Source organism: Georgenia sp. X1117 (genome assembly GCF_057784635.1).
Genome location: NZ_CM173492.1, coordinates 1,090,582 through 1,110,646, shown reverse-complemented (window position 1 = coordinate 1,110,646; position 20,065 = coordinate 1,090,582). Strand labels below are relative to the sequence as shown.

General features: G+C 75.7%; 18 protein-coding genes. 8 read left to right on the top strand and 10 right to left on the bottom strand.

Annotated elements, in window-relative coordinates:
* Nucleotides 1–67 precede the first annotated feature (67 nt).
* Entirely contained in the window at nt 68–583 is a 516-nt protein-coding gene (locus AC3D3D_RS04985) for a hypothetical protein (RefSeq protein WP_463661259.1), read from the top strand.
* Between the two features lie 31 nt (nt 584–614).
* Here the strand turns inward: AC3D3D_RS04985 and AC3D3D_RS04980 are convergent, their stop codons facing one another.
* Complete coding sequence (locus AC3D3D_RS04980) at nt 615–833, bottom strand: helix-turn-helix domain-containing protein (protein WP_463661260.1); 219 nt, start codon at nt 831–833, stop codon at nt 615–617.
* A gap of 153 nt (nt 834–986) precedes the next feature.
* On the opposite strand from AC3D3D_RS04980, the gene AC3D3D_RS04975 reads away from it, so the two are divergent.
* The 3 genes from AC3D3D_RS04975 to AC3D3D_RS04965 are packed head-to-tail and all read left to right on the top strand — an operon-like array spanning nt 987 to nt 3,806.
* On the top strand, nt 987–1,649 hold the full coding sequence (locus AC3D3D_RS04975) for a hypothetical protein (protein ID WP_463661261.1): 663 nt from the start codon (nt 987–989) through the stop codon (nt 1,647–1,649).
* Nucleotides 1,646–3,346 carry a CpaE/TadZ family protein gene (locus tag AC3D3D_RS04970; RefSeq protein WP_463661262.1) on the top strand — a complete coding sequence of 567 codons (1,701 nt, stop codon included), beginning with the start codon at nt 1,646–1,648 and terminating at the stop codon, nt 3,344–3,346. Before AC3D3D_RS04975 ends, AC3D3D_RS04970 begins: the two co-directional genes overlap by 4 nt.
* Before the next feature lie 7 nt (nt 3,347–3,353).
* Nucleotides 3,354–3,806, top strand: a complete 453-nt coding sequence (locus tag AC3D3D_RS04965; protein ID WP_463661263.1) for a DUF6912 family protein — start codon at nt 3,354–3,356, stop codon at nt 3,804–3,806.
* A 38-nt stretch (nt 3,807–3,844) separates the two neighbouring features.
* Here the strand turns inward: AC3D3D_RS04965 and AC3D3D_RS04960 are convergent, their stop codons facing one another.
* The 7 genes from AC3D3D_RS04960 to AC3D3D_RS04930 form a co-directional block, all read right to left on the bottom strand.
* Nucleotides 3,845–4,543, bottom strand: a complete 699-nt coding sequence (locus tag AC3D3D_RS04960) for an FMN-binding negative transcriptional regulator (protein ID WP_463661264.1) — start codon at nt 4,541–4,543, stop codon at nt 3,845–3,847.
* A gap of 4 nt (nt 4,544–4,547) precedes the next feature.
* A complete protein-coding gene (locus AC3D3D_RS04955) occupies nt 4,548–7,766 on the bottom strand; it encodes an AAA family ATPase (protein WP_463661265.1) in 3,219 nt (1,072 codons plus the stop codon).
* Nucleotides 7,766–9,037, bottom strand: coding sequence for a metallophosphoesterase family protein (locus AC3D3D_RS04950; RefSeq protein ID WP_463661266.1), 1,272 nt, complete (start codon nt 9,035–9,037; stop codon nt 7,766–7,768). Before AC3D3D_RS04950 ends, AC3D3D_RS04955 begins: the two co-directional genes overlap by 1 nt.
* Nucleotides 9,038–9,115: 78 nt before the next feature.
* Nucleotides 9,116–9,922 (bottom strand): histidinol-phosphatase, encoded by an 807-nt coding sequence (gene hisN / locus AC3D3D_RS04945; protein ID WP_463661267.1) that lies wholly within the window; start codon nt 9,920–9,922, stop codon nt 9,116–9,118.
* A complete protein-coding gene (gene rsgA, locus AC3D3D_RS04940) occupies nt 9,919–10,959 on the bottom strand; it encodes a ribosome small subunit-dependent GTPase A (protein WP_463661268.1) in 1,041 nt (346 codons plus the stop codon). The genes hisN and rsgA overlap by 4 nt, the downstream gene beginning before the upstream one ends.
* Nucleotides 10,960–10,984: 25 nt before the next feature.
* The gene (gene aroA, locus AC3D3D_RS04935; RefSeq protein WP_463661269.1) at nt 10,985–12,280 is read right to left on the bottom strand and encodes a 3-phosphoshikimate 1-carboxyvinyltransferase; all 1,296 of its coding nucleotides are present in this window, start codon (nt 12,278–12,280) and stop codon (nt 10,985–10,987) included.
* Nucleotides 12,281–12,482: 202 nt separating this feature from the next.
* A complete protein-coding gene (locus AC3D3D_RS04930) occupies nt 12,483–12,992 on the bottom strand; it encodes a DoxX family protein (protein ID WP_463661270.1) in 510 nt (169 codons plus the stop codon).
* A 135-nt stretch (nt 12,993–13,127) separates the two neighbouring features.
* Here AC3D3D_RS04930 and AC3D3D_RS04925 point away from each other — a divergent pair, with 135 nt between their 5' ends.
* The 4 genes from AC3D3D_RS04925 (at nt 13,128) to AC3D3D_RS04910 (ending at nt 15,381) form a co-directional block, all read left to right on the top strand.
* Nucleotides 13,128–13,793 (top strand): sigma-70 family RNA polymerase sigma factor, encoded by a 666-nt coding sequence (locus AC3D3D_RS04925; RefSeq protein WP_463661271.1) that lies wholly within the window; start codon nt 13,128–13,130, stop codon nt 13,791–13,793.
* Nucleotides 13,790–14,110, top strand: coding sequence for a mycothiol system anti-sigma-R factor (gene rsrA, locus AC3D3D_RS04920; RefSeq protein WP_463661272.1), 321 nt, complete (start codon nt 13,790–13,792; stop codon nt 14,108–14,110). Before AC3D3D_RS04925 ends, rsrA begins: the two co-directional genes overlap by 4 nt.
* A gap of 103 nt (nt 14,111–14,213) precedes the next feature.
* Nucleotides 14,214–14,288, top strand: a complete 75-nt coding sequence (locus tag AC3D3D_RS04915) for a 50S ribosomal protein bL37 (RefSeq protein ID WP_463661355.1) — start codon at nt 14,214–14,216, stop codon at nt 14,286–14,288.
* A 121-nt stretch (nt 14,289–14,409) separates the two neighbouring features.
* Complete coding sequence (locus AC3D3D_RS04910) at nt 14,410–15,381, top strand: zinc-binding dehydrogenase (protein WP_463661273.1); 972 nt, start codon at nt 14,410–14,412, stop codon at nt 15,379–15,381.
* Between the two features lie 124 nt (nt 15,382–15,505).
* Here the strand turns inward: AC3D3D_RS04910 and AC3D3D_RS04905 are convergent, their stop codons facing one another.
* Complete coding sequence (locus AC3D3D_RS04905) at nt 15,506–16,102, bottom strand: GDSL-type esterase/lipase family protein (RefSeq protein WP_463661274.1); 597 nt, start codon at nt 16,100–16,102, stop codon at nt 15,506–15,508.
* Between the two features lie 136 nt (nt 16,103–16,238).
* Complete coding sequence (locus AC3D3D_RS04900) at nt 16,239–20,051, bottom strand: multifunctional oxoglutarate decarboxylase/oxoglutarate dehydrogenase thiamine pyrophosphate-binding subunit/dihydrolipoyllysine-residue succinyltransferase subunit (protein ID WP_463661275.1); 3,813 nt, start codon at nt 20,049–20,051, stop codon at nt 16,239–16,241.
* Nucleotides 20,052–20,065: the final 14 nt, after the last annotated feature.

Here is a 20,065-nt window from a genome sequence, read left to right as displayed (position 1 = left end):
TGCGAGGCGGTGAGATCCGGTCGCCCGAACGGCCCCCGGGCCCGCGTCGACGTCCTAGGTTGTCCGGGTGGCGTGGGAGGACCTGCTGCTCGCCGACCTCAGCGGCGAGCTCGAGGCGGAGCGACGGGCGGAGCAGCTCGTCGAGGCCGCCGAGCTCGTCGACGCCGAGGCCGCGACCCGCACGCTCGCCGACCGGTGGCGCGCACGGGTGGGGGCGGAGGTCGGGCTCACCCTGCGCTCGGGCGAGGAGGTCCGCGGCCGGCTCCTCGAGGCGAACCCGCACTGGTTGCTGCTCGCCGAGGGGGATCGGCGGGCGCTCGTCCCGGCCCCCGCCGTTGTGATCGTGCGCGGCCTGGCGCGCACCGCGGGGGCGGCCGGACCGGTCGCCGAGCGGTTCTCCTTCCCGGCGGCGCTACGGAGGCTTGCCCGCGGGGGGACCCTCGTGCGGCTCGAGGACGTGGCCGGCGGGCGCACGGGGCGCATCGTCCAGGTCGGCGCCGACCACCTCGACCTGCAGGTCGACCCGGGCAGGCAGGTGCTGGCCGTGGCGCTCGCGGCGGTGCACGTGGTGCGCACCGCATGAGGCGCCCGGGGCCGGGTGGGGCGCGGGCGGCTCAGCGCTCGCTCTCGGCGTCCTCCATGGCGGGCCTGGTGGCGGCCTGCTCGTACAGCCGCGCGATGTACGCCTCGAGCTGCGTGTCCTCGATCCGCCACAGGCCCTTGCCGCCGATCTGCACCCCGATGAGCTCCTTGGAGCGCAGCAGGGCGCGCACCTGGGAGACCGAGAGGTTGAGCTGCTCGGCGACGTCGGCGATGGTGAGGAAGCGCGGCACGCATCCAGTATCGCCGCCCGGGCCCGCTCGTGCGCGGACCCTGTGGACTGGCGTGGGCGGACGGTGCCCGACGCCCGGGGGTGTGGACGAGCGCCACGCGGTCGGCACGAGACCGCGATCATGGGACGAGGCACGGGGCGAGGGGGAGCTCGGATGACGGAGACGACGGGAACGGTGCGCAGGATGCGGCGGCCAGGCTGGCGCGACCCGCGCCTGGGGGTCGGCGTCCTGCTGGTCGCGGTGTCGGTCGGCGTGGGCGCGTGGGCGGTGGACGAGGCGGCCGGCACCACGCAGGTGTGGGCCGCCGCCGACGTCGTCACCCCGGGTGAGCGGCTCGCGGACGCCGGGCTGGAGCGCGTCGAGGTCAACGTCGGCGCCGCGGGCGACCACTACCTGCTCGCGGACGGGGAGATCCCCGCGGACCTGGTGGCCACGCGGCTGGTCGGCGCCGGCGAGCTGGTGCCGGTGGCCGCCACCGGCACCGCCACCGAGCAGGACCTGCGGCCCGTCGTCGTGCCGGTCGGCTCCTCGCTGCCCTCCGGGCTCGGGGCCGGCTCGACCGTCGACCTGTGGCAGGCCGCGCCCGCGCTGCCCGGTGATCGGACGCAGGAGTCGGCGGACGCCCCGGTCGTGCTCGCCCCGGAGGTCCTCGTGGCCGGCGTGGGGCAGGACGAGGGGGTGCTCGCGGTGTCCGGCTCGGCCACCGTCGAGCTGCTCGTGCCCGCCGACCTCGTCGAGGGGGTGCTCGCCGCCGTGGCGGCCGGCGAGGAGCTCACCGTGGTCCCGCACCACTCGGTCCCGGTGAGTCAGCAGTGACCCACGGGATCCTCCTCGCCCTGACCGAGGGCGAGGCCGAGGTCGTCCGCGCCGTCGACGCCCCCGGGTCCGGGGCGCGGGTCGTGCGGCGCTGCGCGGACCTGGCCGAGCTCCTGGGCGCCGTCGGCGCCGGCATCGGCTCGGTGGCCGTCCTCAGCAGCCAGGTCCTCGGCGTCGACCGGGCCTCGGTGGGCCGGCTGGTGGCCGCCGGGGCCCGGGTGCTCGTGGTCGGCCCCACCGCCGACCTGGCCCGGCTCGCGCAGCTCGGGGCCCACGGCACGGCCACCGAGTCCGACCCACCCGAGACGGTCGCCGCGATGGCGATCGCCCTGGCTCGCGGGGAGCGGGTCGGACCCCGCGTCCCGCCGCCGGGCGCGGCCGCCAGCGAGGCCGAGATCGACGCCGCGGTCCGCGACCTCCTCGGCGGGGAACCGAGCGAGGACGGGGGAGACGGGTCCGGGGCTGACGGCGCCGGGGCCGACGACGAGGGGGGGCTCGAGAACGAGGGCGGGTCCGGGACGGGGCACCGGCAGCCGGACGGCTCGGACCGGCCGGACCCGGGACGTGCCGGGTCGGCCGGGGCGCCCGAGCAGCTGCGCCGCCGCGACCTGCACCGCTCCACCCCGGGTGCCCTGCCCGACGCCGGCACACCGTCCGAGGCCGGCGCCGAGGACGTCATCTCGGAGGTGCCCTGGTGGCTCACCGCCGGAGCCCCGGCCCCCGCCACGGCCGCCCCGGCGGCCCCGGTCGTCACCTCCGGCCCGCCGCCGGTCGGCCGCACCCCCGAGGAGGCGACCGTGCCCGGGCAGCCCAGCTTCCCCGTCGAGGCCGGTACCCCGGGTCGGCTCGTCGTCGTGTGGGGAACGAGGGGCGCCCCGGGCCGCACGACGCTCGCCCTCAACCTCGCCGCCGAGGCGGCCGGCGCCGGGCAGCCCACCGTGCTCGTCGACGCGGACACCGAGGCGCCCGCGCTCGCCCAGGTCCTCGGGCTGACCGACGACATCTCCTCGATCGCCGCCGTGACCAGGACGGCCACCCACGGCCGCCTCGACGCCGCCGCCGTGCGCACCGCGCTCGTGCGCGCCGCGGACCACCTCGACGTGCTCACCGGGCTCACCCGCCCCGACCGCTGGCGCGAGCTCGAGGGCGCGGCCCTCGAGGTGGTCTGGGACGTGCTGCGGGAGGTCGCCCGGGTCGTCGTCGTCGACGTCGCCGCGGGGGCCGACGAGCACGACGGCGGCGACTTCTCGCCCGCCCGCCACCAGGCGACCCTCTCCGCGCTCGCGGCCGCCGACGAGGTCGTCGTCGTCGGTGCGGCGGACCCGGTGGGCATGCGCCGCCTCGTCCTGGCCCTGACCGAGCTGCGCGAGCGCGAGCTCGCCCCCGAGGCGCGCCGCACCGTCGTGGTCAACCGGGTGCGCCGCGCCGCCGTCGGGCCCGACCCGGCGCTCGCCGTGCGCGAGGCGCTGTGGCGCTACGCCGGCGACCAGGACGCCCATCTCGTGCCCGACGACCCGGCGGGCGCCGACGCCGCCCTGCTCGCGGGACAGACCTGGTGCGAGTCCGCCCCCGGTGGGCCCGCCCGCCGCGCCGTCGCCGAGCTCGCCCGCCACGTCTTCGACCTGTCTGCCGTCGACGCTCCTCGTTCCCGCTGGTGGCGGCGCGCCGCGCGCGCCGGCGCGTCGAGGAGTGGATGATCGACCCGTGCGCATCTACCTCCCCGCCACCCCCGCCGAGCTCGCCACCCGACCGGACGCCACCCTGGCGCACGCGGTGACCGACGACCTGGCCCGCGCCGTCCCCGACGAGGACGAGGAGGGCCTGGAGGTCATCGCCCTGCTCGCCGCGGCCGACGACTCCGTGCGCCGGCACGCCGAGCTCGCCGGCGCCGGCGGGCGCACGCTGCGCGTCGTGCTCGCCGCGGACGTCGACGACTCGGCGGTCACGCCCCAGGACGGCGACCTGCCCAGCCTCGTCCGACTGGCCGGGCCCGTGGCCTGGGAGGACGTGGCCGCGATCCACGTCGACGAGGAGTCGGCCGCGCGCGAGGTCGCCGCGGCGACGACCGACGACGAGGCCTTCGAGCGCGTCGCCGAGCGTGACCTGCTCTGGTACGACGCCGGCGAGCGCGCCGACCTCGCCCGCCGCCTGGGCTGAGGGCTGGCGCCTCAGGCCCGGGTCAGGGGGCCGACGCCTCAGGCCCCCGGCAGCGGACCGGCGTCGGGGCCCGACCAGCCCGCCGCCGGGTCGCCCCGGCCCGGCAGCCACGTGCCGGCCGCGATCTGATCCGCGACGTCGGCCTCCCGCGTGCCCCCGACGTCGCGCAGGCCCCGGACCACGCCGGCCCGGTCCGCGGCGGGCCGGTTCTGCGAGAGCTTGGCGCGGGCCTCGACCCGTTCGATCTCCAGCTCGACGCCGATGATCCCGTGGAGCATGCCCTCGAGATAGCCGTGGGGTGTCTCCCCGGGGTGCCAGCCGCCCGGCCGCCCGTCCTCGTACGTCGCGGAGAGCCGCCAGACGTGCTCGGCGAGCCGGTCGCGGTCCTCGAAGGTGGTCAGGGTGCCGCTCAGCTGCACCGCCGAGTAGTCCCAGGTCGGCACGGTGCGCCGGTGCTCCGTGCGACCGGCGTACCAGGTGGGGGAGACGTAGGCGTCGGGCCCGGTCACCACCGCCAGCGCGCGCACCGGCTGCTGCCCGGCGGCGAGCCGGGACCACTGCCGGTTGCGCCGGGCGGCATGGGTGACGAGCCGGTCCCCTCGCCACTCCACCGGCAGCAGCGTGGCCTCGGGTGTGCCGTCCTCGCCGACCGTGACCAGCTGGGCGACCCCGACGGCGGCCACGAACGCGCGGATCTCCGCGGCGGAGTGGACGGCGTTGGTGGTGGGGACGTACATGCGTTCACGGTACGGCCACCTCGCCGGCGTGCACGGTCAGGGTCGACCCGCGGCCGTCGCCCCGGTGACGCACGCGCACCTGGTCCCCGATGCGCTGCTTGAGCTCGCCGACGTGGCTGATGAGGCCCACCGTGCGGCCGGAGTCGCGCAGGGCGCCCAGCTCGTTCATCACCGCGTCCAGCGTCTCGGGGTCGAGGGTGCCGAAGCCCTCGTCGACGAACAGCGTGCCCAGCTCGATGCCACCGGACTCGGCGGTGACCACGTCCGCCAGGCCCAGGGCCAGGGCGAGGGAGACGTAGAACGTCTCGCCGCCGGACAGGGTGCGCGGGTCGCGGGGCGCGTCGGTGTGCGTGTCGAGCACCCGCAGCCCCAGCCCGACCGCGCGGGTGCGCTGGCCGGCCTCCTTGGCGTCGGTCCGCTCGAGCGCGTACCGGCCGGCGGACATCGCGGACAGGCGCTCGTTGGCAGCCGCGAGCACCTCCTCGAACCGACGCACGAGGACGAAGGTCGACAGCGTGACGTTCGTGCGCGAGCCGCGCCCGGCGGCCAGCTCGGCGACCCGCACCAGGGGGGCGTCCGCCTCGGTGCGCTCGGCGCCGGCCCGCAGCTCTGTGCGCAGCGCGTCGGCGGCGTCGGTGGCGGCCTCCAGGGTGCGACGGGCCTGGCCGTGCGCCTGGGCCGCGGCCTCGAGGGCGGCGGCCGCCTCGAGGCGGGAGCGCTCGGCCCCGGCGGGATCGGCCTGCTCGGTGCCTGTCAGGGCGGCGAGCTCGGGCTCGGCGAGGCCGGAGCGGACCTTCTCGACGCCGGAGACGTGCCGCTGGACGCGGTCCTCGGCCGCCGCGCGCGCCCGATCCTCGAGCCGGGCGGCACGTGCGGCCTCGGCGTCCGGCAGGTCGGAGCCGGACAGCGCCGCGTCGGCGGCGAGCGACTCGGTGCGGGCGGTGCGGGCGCGGTCGAGCAGGTCGCGCACCGCCTCGGCGCGCAGCTGGGCTCTCCGTGCGCGCGCGGTGAGTGCGGCGGCGCGGGCGGCCACCGTGGCGTGGCCGGCCCGGGCCTCCTCGACCCGACGCTCGACCTCGGCCAGCCGTTCCCGTCCGGTGCGCACGGTGGCGCTCAGCCCGGCCCGCCGTGCCTCCTCGGCCGCGCGGGCGCGTTCGAGCTCGGCGGCCGTCTCGTCGTGCGCGGTGAGCGCGGCCTCGAGCCGGGTGAGCTCGCGCACCTGCTCCTCGGCCTCATCGACGGCGGCCCGGGCCGCCGTCAGCGCGGCCTGGGCGTCCTCGACGGTCAGGTCCTCGGCGGCCGCCCGCGCGGCGGTGAGCTGTTCCTCGGCCCGGGTGCGTGCGCCGGCGGCCTCCGTCAGGGCCCGGTCGGCGGCGACCCGGGCGGCCTCGGCGGCCTCGAGATCCTCGTCGGCCACGGGGTCGCCGGTGGTCGGCGCGGGGGCGGGGTGCTCGGTCGAGCCGCACACCGGGCACGCCCCGCCCTCGGTCAGACGCGCGGCCAGGTGCCCGGCGACCTCGCTGCGCCAGCGCTCGCGCAGGGCGACCTCGGCGGCGCCCGCCCCTTCGGCGGCCGTCCGTGCCCCGGTCAGCGCCTGCTCGGCCCGCTCGAGCTCCTCCTGCCGGGTCCGGGCCTGCCGCGCCGCGGCCAGCGTGGTGGTGGCGGCGGTGACCCGGGCCCGTGCGCCGGTCAGCTCGCCGGCGCCGGTCTGGGACCGCGTGCGCTGCTCGACCAGCGCGGCGCGGCGGGCGGGCAGCTCGGCGAGCTGGTCCTCACGGCGGGCGATCGAGGCGGCGAGGTCGTTCAGCTCGGCGGCGCTGACCTCGACCTGCCGGCGCTGCGCGGGCAGGGCGTTCTCGTCCGCCACGACGTCGGCGAGCCGGCCGAGCTCGGACTGGGCCGCGGAGCGTGCGGCGTCCAGGCGCTCCGCGTGGGTGCCGAGCGCCTCCTCGTCCAGGTCGTCCGGGTCCAGTGCGTCCCCGGCCAGCGTGTCCGTGCCGAGCGCTCCAGCGTCCAGCGCATCGCCGTCGGGCGCGTCCGCGGCCTTGACCCCGGCCGGTTCCGGCGCCGCGCCGTCGTTCTCGCCGGCGCGCCCCGCGGCGCCGTCGGCCTCCCGGTCCTCGACGTCGCCCTGCTCGAGCAGGTCGAGCAGCCGCGTGCGCGCGGCCGCCAGCTCGGCGGCGCGCCGGTCGGCCGCGTCGAGGGCGACGACGACCGGCCGGGCACGGGTGTCGGCCGCGAGCGCGGCCCGGTCGGCCGCGACGCCCTCTGCCTCGCCGGCCAGCCGTTCCTGCTCGGCCAGCAGCGCGGTGCGTCGCTCGAGCGCCCGGGCGAGGTTCCGCTCGGCGTCCAGCCGCGCCTGGGCGGCCTGGTCCGTGCGGCGGGCCTCCTCGTGCGCCGCCTCGGCACGGGCGCGGTTCTGTCCCAGCGCGGCGAGCACCGGGTCGAGGATCTCCTCGGTGGTCGCCAGGTCCATCGCCTCGGCCGCCTCGACGAGGTCGCGCCCCTGCTCGGCGTCCAGCCCCGCGTGCTCGACGAGCACGGTCGCCCGCCGGCCGGCGGACTCCTTGTCCGCCCGCAGCCGCCGCTCGGCCTCCCGGGCCCGCTCGGTGAGGACCTTCTGCACGTCGTCGTAGAGGTGGGTCCCGAAGATCTCCCGCAGCACCTCCTGCCGGTCCTCGACCTTCGCGCGCAGGAAGGTGGCGAACTTCCCCTGCGGCAGGACCACGGTCTGGGTGAGCTGGGTGCGGGAGAGGCCCACGATCGCCGACAGCTCGACGCCGACCTCCTGGACGTGCGCGGAGACCTGCTCGCCGACCGGCTCGTCGTCGGGCGCCAGGCCCTCGAGCGCATCTGCGGCCAGCCGCCACAGCCGGGCGGTGGGGTTGACCGTCGTCGTGCCCGTGCCGCGCTGCTTGGGCCGCTCGAAGGCCGGGGTCCGGCGCACCCGGTAGATCCCGCGCGAGGTGGACAGCACGAGGTCGACCACGGGCTCGACGCCGGGCTCGGCGTGCTGGGAGTGCATGCGCGAGCGGTGCGAGCCGTCGGCGTCGGCGACGTCCCCGTAAAGGGCGAAGACGATCGAGTCGATGATCGTCGTCTTGCCCGCGCCGGTGGGGCCCTCGAGCAGGAACAGGCCCGAGGCGCCCAGCGCGTCGAGGTCGATCGTGTGGCGTCCGGCGAAGGGCCCCACGGCCTGCAGCGTGAGCCGGTGCAGCCGCATCAGGCGGCCCCCGCCGAGGCCCGGGCGGTCTCGACGGCCGCGCGCAGCACGTCTCGCTCGGCCGCCGTGGCCTCGGCACCGCCGGCGTCGGCGACGAAGGCCGCCGCGACCTCGACCGGGTCCTCCCGGGCGGTCACCCGCAGCGGCCCGCCCACCGGCCGCGCGCCGACCGGCTCGTGGGCGAGGACCAGCAGGTGGGGGAGGTGCTCGAGCAGCCGGGCACGCATGTGCCGCGGCCGGGTGGCGTCAGTGACGGTGACCCGCACGTGGTCCTCGGCGTGGTCGGCGTACCGGCCCGAGGTCAGCTCTGCCATCGTGCCCGTGAGCGTGGCCAGGCGTCGGTGCACCGGCGCCTCGACGAGCTCGGTGCGCACCCCGTCCGGCCCGACGTCGATGAGCACGCTGGACTTCACGTGCCGCTCCTCGGAGAAGGAGAAGGCGAGCGGGGAGCCGGAGTAGCGGGCCGGCACCGCCCCGCGGACCTGCTGGGCACCGTGGAGATGACCGAGCGCGACGTAGTCCAGTCGCGCCGCCGCCTCCTCGGCGGCGAACAGGGAGGAGGGCACGACGTCGACCCCACCGACGCGGATGTCCCGTTCGGACTCGCTGGCCTCGCCCCCGGCGACGAAGGCGTGCGCCATCGCCAGCGCCGGCACGCGGGCGGGGTCCTGCGCCCGTCGTCGCCCGAGGTCCGCGTGGACGCGGCGCATCGCCGCGCCGACGACCCCCTCGTGGCTCCGGGGAGGCCGCCGCCGCGCGTCCGCGCCCTCCGGCCCGTCGTCGTCCGGACCGTCGTCGTCGTCCGGTCCCTCACCGCCGTCCGGTCCGTCTTCGTCCACCGGCTCGGCCAGCGCGTCCCGGGCCATGTCGGGGTCCAGGTAGGGCAGCGCGTAGACGTAGGCGCCCGCCCCACCCTCGGCGTCGGGCAGCACCGTCGGACGGCCGACCTCGGCGACGACGGCGCGGATGGCCAGCCGCTCGGTCAGCAGTCCCGCCGAGAAGCCCAGGCGGACGGCGGAGTCGTGGTTGCCCGGGGTGAGCACCACCCGCGTGTGCGCGGTCAGGCGCGCCAGCGCGTCGGCGAGCAGGGTGACCGAGGCGGTCGGCGGGATGGCGCGGTCGTAGACGTCCCCGGCCACGAGCACGGCGTCGACCCGCTCGGCACGTACGAGCTCGACGAGATGGTCGAGGTAGGCGGCGTGCGCCCCCGTGAGGTCGACCCCGTGCAGCGTCCGGCCCAGGTGCCAGTCCGAGGTGTGCAGGATCCGCATGCGGCCCACGCTAGGCGCACGCGCCCACAGCGCACCGCGGCCACCCACACCCCGGCCACCCACACCCCGGGCGGGGCCTCAGTCCTCCTGGTCGGAGAGGTACTCCAGCACGGTGTCGTGCAGGCGGCCGTTCGTGGCCGCGGCGTCGGCGCCCCAGGGGCCTACCTCGCCGTCGAGGGAGGTGAAGCGACCGCCCGCCTCGGTGACGATGGGCACCAGGGCGGCCATGTCGTGCAGCGCGAGCTCCGGCTCGGCGGCGATGTCCACGGCCCCCTCGGCCAGCAGCATGTAGCTCCAGAAGTCGCCGTAGGCGCGGGTGCGCCAGCACTCCTGGGCCAGCGACAGGAAGGCCCGCAGCCGGCCCCGCTCGGCCCAGCCGCCCAGCGAGGAGTACGACAGTGAGGCGTCGGGCACCTCGGTGACCGCCGAGACGTGGATCTGGCGCGCCGAGGACAGCGAGCGGCCCGTCCACGCCCCGGTGCCGGTGCCGGCCCACCAGCGGCGCTGCAGCGCCGGCGCGGAGACCACCCCGAGGACCACCTCGCCGTCCTCGACCAGGCCGATGAGCGTGGCCCACACCGGCACGCCCCGCACGAAGTTCTTCGTCCCGTCGATCGGGTCGACGATCCACTGCCGCTGCGAGTGGCCGGTGGCGCCCATCTCCTCGCCGATGATCGCGTCGCGCGGGCGGGTGCGGGCCAGCTGGGAGCGCACGAGCTCCTCGGCGCCGCGGTCGGCGTCGGAGACGGGGGTCAGGTCCGGCTTCTGGGTCACCTGGAGGTCCACGGCACCGAAGCGGGACATGGTCAGGGCGTCGACCTGGTCGGCGATGACGTGGGCGAGGCGCAGGTCGTCGTCGGTACGCCGGGCGGGGCCGTTGCTCATGGGCCGACCGTACCCGGACCGCCGTGCAGCGCCGCATCCAACCGCCGGTAGGAGTCCAGCCGCGCCTCCGCGCCGGGGCCCGCCTGCTGCGCCCACGCGTCGAGGGCGCAGTCCGGCGCGTCGGCGGCGTGCGAGCAGCCCCGCGGGCACTGCTCGGCAGCCTCGTGCAGGTCGGCGAAGGCGGCGAGCAGGGACTCCGACGAGACGTGCGCCAGGCCGAACGAGCGCACGCCCGGGGTGTCGATCACCCAGCCGCCGGCGGGCAGGGGCAGGGCCACGGCCGAGCTGGAGGTGTGCCGGCCGCGGCCGGTGACGACGTTGACGTGACTTGTGGCCCGATCGGCGTCGGGCACCAGCGCGTTGACGAGCGTGGACTTGCCGACCCCCGAGTGGCCCACGAGCACGGTGGTGCGGCCTGTCAGGCGGGAGCGCACCTCCTCGACCCCGGCCGCGTCCCCGTCGGGCGTGCCCATGCCGCCGACGACCACCGCCGGCACGGCCAGGCCCGTGTACAGCCCGAGCAGCTCGCCCGGGTCGGTGAGGTCGGACTTGGTGAGCACGAGCAGGGGGTCCATCTCGGCCTCGTAGGCCGCGACGAGGATCCGGTCGATCATCCGCGGCCGCGGCGGCGGGTCGCTGAGCGCGGCCACCACTGCGAGCTGGTCGGCGTTGGCCACGATGGGCCGCTCCACGCCCGCGGTGTCCCCGTCCTCCGCGCTGCGCCGCAGGACCGTGCGGCGCTCGCCGACGGAGACCATCCGGGCCAGGGTGTCGGGCCGGCCGCTGACGTCGCCCACCAGCGCCACGTCGTCCCCGACGACGACGGCCGTGCGGGTGCGGTTGAGCTCGCGTGCCTTGACGGCGGTGACCGGGGTGCCGTCCTCGGCCTGCACCCGGTAGCGGCCGCGGTCCACGGCCAGCACGCGGCCGCGCACGGCGTCCTCGTAGGAGGGGCGGGTCTTCGTGCGCGGCCGGGTCCCGCGTCCGGGCCGCACGCGCACGCGCTCGTCGTCGGTGCCGAGGTCGCGCCTGCTCACGGACGTCCCCGCCCCGCCGAGGCCCTCATCCCAGCAGCGCGTTCCAGCGCGGGACGAAGTCGGGGATCGTCTTGGCGGTGGTGCCGACGTCGCGGATCCCCACGCCGTCGACCCGCAGGCCGAGGATCGCTGCGAAGGTGGCCATCCGGTGGTCCCCGTAGGTCTCCACGGTCCCGCCGTGCAGGAAGGCCGGCTCGATGACCAGGCCGTCCTCGGTCTCGTGCGCGCGCCCGCCGAGGCGGCCGAGCTCGGTGACGATGGCCGCCAGCCGGTCGGTCTCGTGGCCGCGCAGGTGGGCGATGCCGCGCAGCCGGGTCGGGCTCAGCGCGAGGGCGGCGACGGCGGCGACCGTCGGGGTCAGCTCGCCGACGTCGTGCAGGTCGACGTCGATGCCGCGCAGCTCGGCGGGGCCGGTGACCGACAGGACGTCCTCCGCCGGCCAGTCCACCTCGGCGCCCATCATCGCCAGCAGGCCCGGCAGGGCATCGCCGGCCTGGGTGGTGCTCGTGGGCCACCCCGGCACCCGCACGGTGCCGCCCGTGACCGCCGCCGCGGCGAGGAAGGGGCCGGCGTTGGACAGGTCGGGCTCGATGAGCATCTCGCCGCCGGCGATCGGGCCGGGGGCGACCCGCCAGCGCGCCGGCACGCCGTCGACGTGGTCGACCTCGACGGCGACGCCGAGCCCGCGCAGCGTCTCCACCGTCATCTCCACGTGCGGCAGGGAGGGCATCGGTGGGCCCTCGTGGCGCAGGTCGAGGCCGCGCTCGAAGCGGGGGGCGACCAGCAGCAGGGCCGAGACGAACTGGGAGGAGCCCGAGGCGTCGACGACCAGCTCGCCGCCGGTGACCCGTCCGGTCCCGTGCACCGTCATCGGCAGGCTCTCCGCGCCCGGGCCGCCGGCGGCGTCGACGCCCACCCCGAGGCCGCGCAGCCCGGCCACCAGGGGGGCCATCGGGCGCTGCCGGGCGTGGGCGTCGCCGTCGAAGCGGGTGTCCCCGGGGGCGAGGGCGGCCAGCGGCGGGACGAAGCGCATGACGGTGCCGGCCAGGCCGCAGTCCACCGAGGTGCCGCCGGTGACGGGGCCCGGGGTCACGCGCCAGTCGGTGCCCTCGTCCTCGACGCGCGCGCCCAGGGAGCGCAGCGCCTCGGCCATGAGCAGGGTGTCGCGAGAGCGCAGCGGCCGGCGCAGGAGCGTGGGCTCCTGGGCGAGCGCCGCCAGCAGCAGGTGGCGGTTCGTCTGCGACTTGGAACCCGGGACGTCCGCGGTGGCGTCCAGGGGACCGCCGGAACGGGGCGCGGGCCAGATGTCGGAGGTGGTCACGCCCCCAGGGTAGGCCCGTCGTCCTCGTCGGGCGCGGGATCCTGCGCCGCAGCGCGGCCGGCGGCCCGTCGCGGTGGCCGGGCCCGGTAGAGCCCCGGACCGTCGGGACGGACGGGCCGGCGGAGCCCCGGTACGACGGACGCCCGCGACCCGGGGTGCGGGTCGCGGGCGTCGGGGCCGGGTCGGTCGGCGTCGGCCGGGGTCAGTCGGTGTAGCGGTCCTTGACCTTCTCCTTGACCTCGGCCTTGGCGGCCTTGAGCTCGCGGCGCTGGTCGAGGTTGTTGCTCACCCGCCACCTGAGGGAGGGCTCGCCGTCGCGGTCCGCGGCGGCGGTGAACAGGCCGCCGACCAGACCGGCGGAGGTGAGCAGGCCGGCGGTCATCTCCTTGCGCTCGGCCTCGTCGCGGGCGGCCCACACCGGGTTGCGCGCGATCGCCACCGGGGCAGAGACCACCGCCAGGGTGAGGGCGGCCGTGCGGGGGCGCCGACCGGTGGCCAGCGCGAGGGCCGACACGGTGGTGACCACACCCAGGGCGCGGGTGAGCAGCTCCGGTGCGGCGGTGACCTGCTCGGGGACGCCCAGGCGGGAGAGCGTGGGGCGGACCCGTTCCACCTTCTCCGCGTGGCGCTCGGGCCGGGTGATGGCCCCGATGCCGTCGGCCAGGAAGGGCGCGGCGAGCAGTGGGCGGGCGATGATCGAGTGGAGGCTCATGTCACTATTCTTGCCACATCCGGCGCTCGGAGGCACGCCGGTGGAATACCTGGCACCGGGTGCGTGGTTGTGGAGGGCATGAGCATGGCGACCCTCACGCGGCCAGTCGCGCCGCCCGGACTAGGCTGGGCCGGGATGACCACCGACGATGCGCCGGGCACCGGCGCCGTGAGCTCGCCCGACGTCCTCGACGTGGGGGAGGACCTCGACCGCGCCCCGGCCGGCGAGAGCGACGCGGATCGGGCCGCCCGGTTCGAGCGCGAGGCGATGCCCTACATCGACCAGCTCTACGGCGCGGCGATGCGGATGACCCGCAACCCCACCGACGCCGAGGACCTCGTCCAGGAGTCCTTCACCAAGGCCTTCGCGGCGTTCCACCAGTACCGCCCGGGGACCAACCTCAAGGCCTGGCTGTACCGGATCCTCACCAACACCTACATCAACACCTATCGCAAGAAGCAGCGCGAGCCCCTGCAGACCGACGCCGACACGGTGGAGGACTGGCAGATGCACGCCGCCGCGTCGCACACCTCGACCGGGCTGCGCTCGGCGGAGACCGAGGCGCTGGAGTCCCTGCCGGACTCCGAGGTCAAGGACGCGCTCGCCGAGCTCCAGGAGGACTTCCGGCTGGCCGTCTACCTCGCCGACGTCGAGGGATTCGCGTACAAGGAGATCGCCGAGATCATGGGCACCCCGATCGGGACGGTGATGTCGCGCCTGCACCGCGGCCGCCGCCAGCTGCGCGAGCTCCTGGCCGACCACGCCCGCGAGCTCGGTATCCGCACGGAGGTCACGAAGTGAGCACCCACGACGACGACGCCCTGGCCGACCGCATCGTCGACGCCGTCGCGTCCGAGGAGCAGGCCGGACCCTGCTCGTGCGACGAGCTCGCGGACAAGGTCTACGAGTTCATCGACGCCGAGCTCGGCGAGGAGTACCGCGAGCGTCTGCGCACCCACGTCCTCACCTGCGAGACCTGCCGCGGGGAGGTCGACGCCGCCGCGCACGTCAAGGCGCTGCTGCGGCGCTCCTGCGCGGAGCAGGCCCCGGCCGCCCTGCGCGCCCGGATCGTCTCCCAGCTGACGGTGGTGCGCTCCACGACCCTGCGGGGCGGCTGACACCACCGGCGCACCGCCCGGTGCCGCTCGCGGCGCCGATGTGCAAGGATGGTCTGTCCATCATCCCGCCCGAGCGGGAGAGTCACAGACGGCGAGGAGCGAGATGTCCAAGCGCGGACGCAAGCGCAAGGCGCGGAAGAGGGGCAACGCGAACCACGGTAAGCGCCCCAACAGCTGAGCGAGATCGCGGCCCCCGGCAGATGCCGGGGGCCGCGGTCGTCCCACCGCCCGTCGCTGCGATCCAGCCCGCGGTGGTACGCCCGCCCTCACTCGTCCGGTCGCCCGCGTAGCCTGGTGGGATGCGCGCCGCCTATGCCGCCGGCACCGACCCCGACGACCCGCTCGCCGGCCTCGTCGTCGGCGAGATCGACCCGCCCGCCCCGCCCGAGGACTGGGTGCGCGTCACGGTGCGGGCCGCCTGCCTCAACCACCACGACCTGTGGTCGCTGCGCGGCGTGGGCCTGCCGGCCGACCGGCTGCCCATGGTGCTCGGCTGCGACGCCGCCGGCGTGACCGCGGACGGGCGGGAGGTCATCGTGCACGCCGTCGTCGGCGACCCGGCCTGGCGCGGGGACGAGACGCTCGACCCCGCCCGCGCGATCCTCTCCGAGCGCCACCCCGGCACCCTCGCCGAGGAGGTCCACGTCCCGGCGGCCAACCTCGTGGACAAGGATCCCGCGCTCAGCTTCGCCGAGGCGGCGGCGCTGCCGACGGCGTGGCTGACCGCCTACCGGATGCTCACCACGGTGGGCCGGGTGCGGGCCGGGGACACGGTGCTCGTCCAGGGCGCCACCGGCGGGGTGCCCGGCGCCGCGATCGTGCTGGCGCGGCTCATGGGCGCGCGCGTGGTGGCGACCTCCCGCACCGAGGCCGGCCGCGCGCTGGCCGGCGAGCTCGGCGCCCACGAGGTGCTCGAACCCGGCGGGCGCGCCAGCACGCGGGTGGACCTCGTCGTCGAGTCGGTGGGCCGGGCCACCTGGGCGCACTCGCTGCGCTCCCTGCGGCCCGGCGGGGCGGTCGTGGTGTGCGGGGCGACCTCCGGGGACGCGCCGCCCGCCGAGCTCAGCCGGGTGTTCTTCCGGTCGCTGCGGGTGCTCGGCTCGACGATGGGCACGCGCGACGAGCTGGCCGCGCTGCAACGGGCGCTGGCCACCACCGGCGTGAGGCCGCGGGTCGAGGAGATCGGCGGGCTGGACGCGGTGCCCGAGGGGCTCGGGCGGATGATGCGCGGCGAGATCGCCGGCAAGCTCGCCGTCGACCCCGGAGCCTGACCCGCACCCCGCCCCCCTCGTCGAGGTGGACCTGTCTCGTCCGAGATGGACTGTCCAGAGGTCGTCCTCGACCGAGAGTGGTCCACCTCGGCGCCATCAGGGTACGGAGATCAGGGCGCGTCGGTCAGGCCGAGCGGTCCTCGGCACCGAGCCACCCGTGCCAGCCGTGGTGCAGCACCAGCCAGGCGAGCAGACCGTACCCCGCCTGACCGGGCACGACGCCGTCGCCGGCGTACATGTCGGCCAGCCACTGCTCGTGGGCCCGCAGCGGCTCGAAGGTCTCCACGTAGGGCACGTGCCGGCGCCCGCACACGTCGGCGAAGGCGTCCGAGACGGTGCCGAGGGCGCGCTCGTCGATGCGCAGGCGCGGCGGCGGCCCCACCACCAGGCAGCGCACGTCCGAGGCCGAGGCCTCGTCGAGGATGTTGGCCAGGTTGAGGCGCGAGCGGGCGGTCGAGACCCCGCCGACGACGTCGGCCGAGGACAGGCCCAGCACCAGACGGTTGTCGGCGCGCGGCGCGAAGCGGGACGCCGTCTCGGCCTCCCAGCGGGCCGACAGGCCGGTCGAGGACTCCCCGGGCACGGGCAGCGACGCGACGAAGGGGTCGACCGCGTGGCGCGTGCGGGCGAGCACCCGGCCGACCCAGCCGAGCGCCCGGGCGTCTCCCTGCCCGGCCACCAGCTCGTCCCCGAGCACACAGATCCGCACGCCGTCGCTCATACCCCTCCTTCGTCCGTCCCCGCACCGTGCGGGGCCCGACCATCCTGCCCCACCGCGGCGCCCGGCCGCCGCAGGCGCCGACCGACGACGCGGCCCGGACCCCCTCGGTCGGGGTCCGGGCTGCGTCGGTGGACGGTCAGCGGCGGAAGGCCTCCTCCATGAGCCGCCCGTTCTCCTGGACGTGCGCGGTGGACGAGCCGACCGACGGCGCGGCCGCCGCCGGGCGGGACACCAGGCGCATCGGCCGGCCGAAGATGTGCAGGTTCCCGGCCAGGAACGGCCACGCGCCCTGGTTGCCCGGCTCGTCCTGGACCCAGACCAGCTCGGCCTCGCCGAAGGGCTCGATCGCCGCGGCGACCTCCGCCGTCGGCACGGGGTAGAGCTGCTCGAGGCGGACGATCGCCGTGCGGGTGTCGCCGGCCTTCTTCCGCGCCGCGGCCAGGTCGTAGTAGATCCGGCCCGAGCACAGCAGGACGCGGTCGACCTGGTCGCCGGCGGCCACGATGTCCTGGTCGACCTCGCCGATGACCTTCTGGACCCGCCCCTGGGTGAAGTCCTCGACCGAGGCGGAGGCGGCCTTGAGGCGCAGCAGCTGCTTCGGCGAGAAGACCACCATGGGGCGGCGGGGCTGGGCGTAGGCCTGCTGACGCAGGTAGTGGAAGTAGTTGCCCGGCGTGGAGGGCTGGATGAGCAGCATGTTGTCCTGCGCCGCCAGGGTGAGGAAGCGCTCGATGCGGGCCGACGAGTGGTCGGGCCCCTGCCCCTCGTAGCCGTGGGGGAGGAGCAGGACGAGCGAGGAGGACTGCCCCCACTTCTGCTCGGCCGAGGAGATGAACTCGTCGATGATCGTCTGCGCGCCGTTGGCGAAGTCGCCGAACTGCGCCTCCCACAGCACCAGCGCGTCCGGGCGCTCGATCGAGTACCCGTACTCGAAGCCCATGACCGCGAACTCGCTCAGCGAGGAGTCGTAGATCCACAGCTTCGCCTGGTCGGGGGTGAGGAAACGCAGCGGCGTCCACTCCGAGCCGTCGTGGTGGTCGTGGAAGACGGCGTGGCGCTGGACGAAGGTGCCACGGCGCGAGTCCTGACCGGCGAGCCGGACCGGCGTGCCCTCCATGAGCAGGGAGCCGAAGGCGATGAGCTCGCCCATGCCCCAGTCGATGCCGCCCTCCTTGGACATCGCGACCCGGCGCTCGGTGAGCTGCTTGAGCTTGGGGTGCAGGGTGAAGCCCTCGGGCACGCGGGCGTGCGCCTCGCCGACGCGCTCGACGACGGCGGGGCTCACCGCCGTCGACCAGCCCACCATGAGGCCGGCGTCCTCCTGCTGCGCGGCCGGCTTCTCCAGGCCGGCGACGCTGTCGGACGGCGTGCCGGGGTCGAGCTCCTTCGCGGCCGTGAAGCCCTCGTCGAGGGTGCGCTGGAACTCCTCGATCGCCTGCTCGCTCTGCTCCTCGGTGATGTCCCCGCGGCCGATGAGCGACTCCTGGTAGAGCGTGCGGACGGTCTTCTTCTCGTCGATGAGGCGGTACATCACCGGCTGCGTCATCGAGGGGTCGTCGCCCTCGTTGTGGCCGCGGCGGCGGTAGCAGATGAGGTCGATGACGACGTCCTTGCGGAACTTCTCCCGGTACTCGAAGGCGAGCTCGGCGACCCGGGCCACCGCCTCGGGGTCGTCCCCGTTGACGTGGAAGATCGGGATCTGCAGGCCCTTGACGACGTCGGTCGCGTAGTAGGAGGACCGTGCGGACGCCGGCGAGGTCGTGAACCCGATCTGGTTGTTGACGATGACGTGCAGCGTGCCGCCCACCCGGTAGCCGGGCAGCTGGGACAGGTTGAGGGTCTCGGTGACCACGCCCTGGCCGGCGAATGAGGCGTCGCCGTGGATGAGGATCGGCAGGACCGAGTACCCCTTGTCGCCCAGGTCGATGCGGTCCTGCTTGGCGCGCACCACGCCGGCGAGCACGCCGTCGACCGCCTCGAGGTGGGAGGGGTTGGCGGCGAGGTAGACGCCGGTGACGGCGCCGTCGGGGGCCTCGTGCTTGCCCTCCGTGCCGAGGTGGTACTTGACGTCGCCCGAGCCGGTGAGGTCGAAGTTGCCCTCGAACTCCCCGAAGATCTGCTTGTAGGACTTGCCGGCGACGTTGGCCAGGACGTTGAGCCGCCCGCGGTGGGGCATGCCGATGGCGACCTCGTCGAGCCCCTTCTCGGCGGCACCGTTGAGGACCGTGTCGAGCAGCGGGATGAGAGACTCTCCGCCCTCGAGCGAGAACCGCTTCTGCCCCACGAACTTGGTCTGCAGGAACGTCTCGAAGGCCTCGGCCTTGTTGAGCATCGACAGGATCCGCAGCTGCTGCTCCGAGGAGGGCTTGGTGTAGGCCCGCTCAAGGCGCTCCTGGAACCAGATGCGCTGGGCGCGGTCGGCCAGGTGCATGTACTCGATGCCGACGGTGCGGCAGTAGGCGTCGCGCAGGTTGTTGAGGATCTCGCGCAGGGTGAGCCGGCTCGCGCCGCCGAACCCGCCGGTGGCGAACTTCCGCTCGAGGTCCCACAGGCTGAGCCCGTAGTTGGTGATGTCGAGGTCCGCGTGGCTGCGCTGGCGGTAGGAGATCGGGTCCGTGTTGGCCATGAGGTGGCCGCGGGACCGGTAGGCGTGGATGAGCTCGGCGATCCGCGCCGGCTTGCCCAGCTCGGTCTCGGCGTCGAACTCGGTGTCCTTCTTCCAGCGCACCGGCTCGTAGGGGACCTGCATGGAGACGAACACGCGGTCGTAGAAGCCGTCCTCGCCGAGGAGCTTGGTGGCGATCGCCCGGAGGAACTCGCCCGACGCCGCGCCCTGGATGATCCGGTGGTCGTAGGTCGACGTCAGGGTGAGGATCTTCGAGACGCCGAGCCGGGCGATCGTCTGCTCGGAGGCGCCCTGGTACTCCGCGGGGTACTCCATCGCGCCGACGCCGACGATGACGCCCTGCCCGTTCATCAGGCGCGGGATCGAGTGCACGGTGCCGAGGCCACCGGGGTTCGTCAGTGTGGCGGTGGTGCCCTGGAAGTCCTCGACCGACAGCTCGTTGGTCCGCGCCTTGCGCACGAGTTCCTCGTAGCCGGCGACGAAGCCCGCGAAGTCGAGCGTCTCCGACTCCTTGACGCTCGGCACGACGAGGGTGCGCGTGCCGTCCGGCCTCGGCAGGTCGATGGCGAGGCCGAAGTTGATGTGCGCCGGCTTGACCAGGGCGGGCTTGCCCTCGTCCGTGCTCCCGTAGCTGTAGTTCATGTCCGGCACCTCGGCGAGGGCCTCGACCATCGCGAACCCGATGAGGTGCGTGAAGGAGACCTTGCCGCCGCGGGAGCGGGCGAGGTGGGAGTTGATGACGAGCCGGTTGTCGACCAGCACCTTCGCCGGGACCGCGCGCACCGAGGTGGCGACCGGGATCTCCAGCGAGGTCTCCATGTTCGCCGCCGTGCGCTGCGCGACGCCGCGGAGCTTGACGGTCTGGTCCTCGGCGCCGTCGGGGTTGTAGCGGGCGATCGGCTTGGTGGAGTCGCGGTAGGTGGCGGTCGCCGCCTGGGACTCCGCCGGCGGGGCGGGAGGCAGGTCACCGCGGATGTCCTGGACCTGGGAGTCGGACTCGGTGCGGGGGTACTTGTCGGCGGGCCGAGTCTCGGGGGTGGGGGCGGACTCGACGTGGTAGCCCCCGGAGGAGGCGGGGGCCGAGGGGGCGGCGGCGCTCGGCGCGGACGTGCCCTGCGCCGCGGCGGGGGCCTGCTGGGCGGGTGCCTGCGCCGGGGCCGGTGCGGGACGCCCGGCGCTGCTCGTACCGCCACGTGCCGCCCGCTCGGCGAAGAACGACTGCCACGACTCGTCGACCGAGGTGGGGTCCTGCTGGTACTTCTCGAACAGCTCCTCGATGAGCCATGCGTTCGGGCCGAAGCTGTCGTGAGCCTGGGTGGACACTGTGGGAAACCGCC

Bases quoted from the DNA above. Each gene is read 5' to 3' on its own strand.
- AC3D3D_RS04975 (WP_463661261.1), top strand. From the start codon at position 987: ATGACGGAGACGACGGGAACGGTGCGCAGGATGCGGCGGCCAGGCTGG.
- AC3D3D_RS04960 (WP_463661264.1), bottom strand. From the start codon at position 4,543: ATGTACGTCCCCACCACCAACGCCGTCCACTCCGCCGCGGAGATCCGC.
- AC3D3D_RS04955 (WP_463661265.1), bottom strand. From the start codon at position 7,766: ATGCGGCTGCACCGGCTCACGCTGCAGGCCGTGGGGCCCTTCGCCGGA.
- AC3D3D_RS04950 (WP_463661266.1), bottom strand. From the start codon at position 9,037: ATGCGGATCCTGCACACCTCGGACTGGCACCTGGGCCGGACGCTGCAC.
- hisN (WP_463661267.1), bottom strand. From the start codon at position 9,922: ATGAGCAACGGCCCCGCCCGGCGTACCGACGACGACCTGCGCCTCGCC.
- AC3D3D_RS04930 (WP_463661270.1), bottom strand. From the start codon at position 12,992: ATGAGCCTCCACTCGATCATCGCCCGCCCACTGCTCGCCGCGCCCTTC.
- AC3D3D_RS04925 (WP_463661271.1), top strand. From the start codon at position 13,128: ATGACCACCGACGATGCGCCGGGCACCGGCGCCGTGAGCTCGCCCGAC.
- AC3D3D_RS04910 (WP_463661273.1), top strand. From the start codon at position 14,410: ATGCGCGCCGCCTATGCCGCCGGCACCGACCCCGACGACCCGCTCGCC.
- AC3D3D_RS04905 (WP_463661274.1), bottom strand. From the start codon at position 16,102: ATGAGCGACGGCGTGCGGATCTGTGTGCTCGGGGACGAGCTGGTGGCC.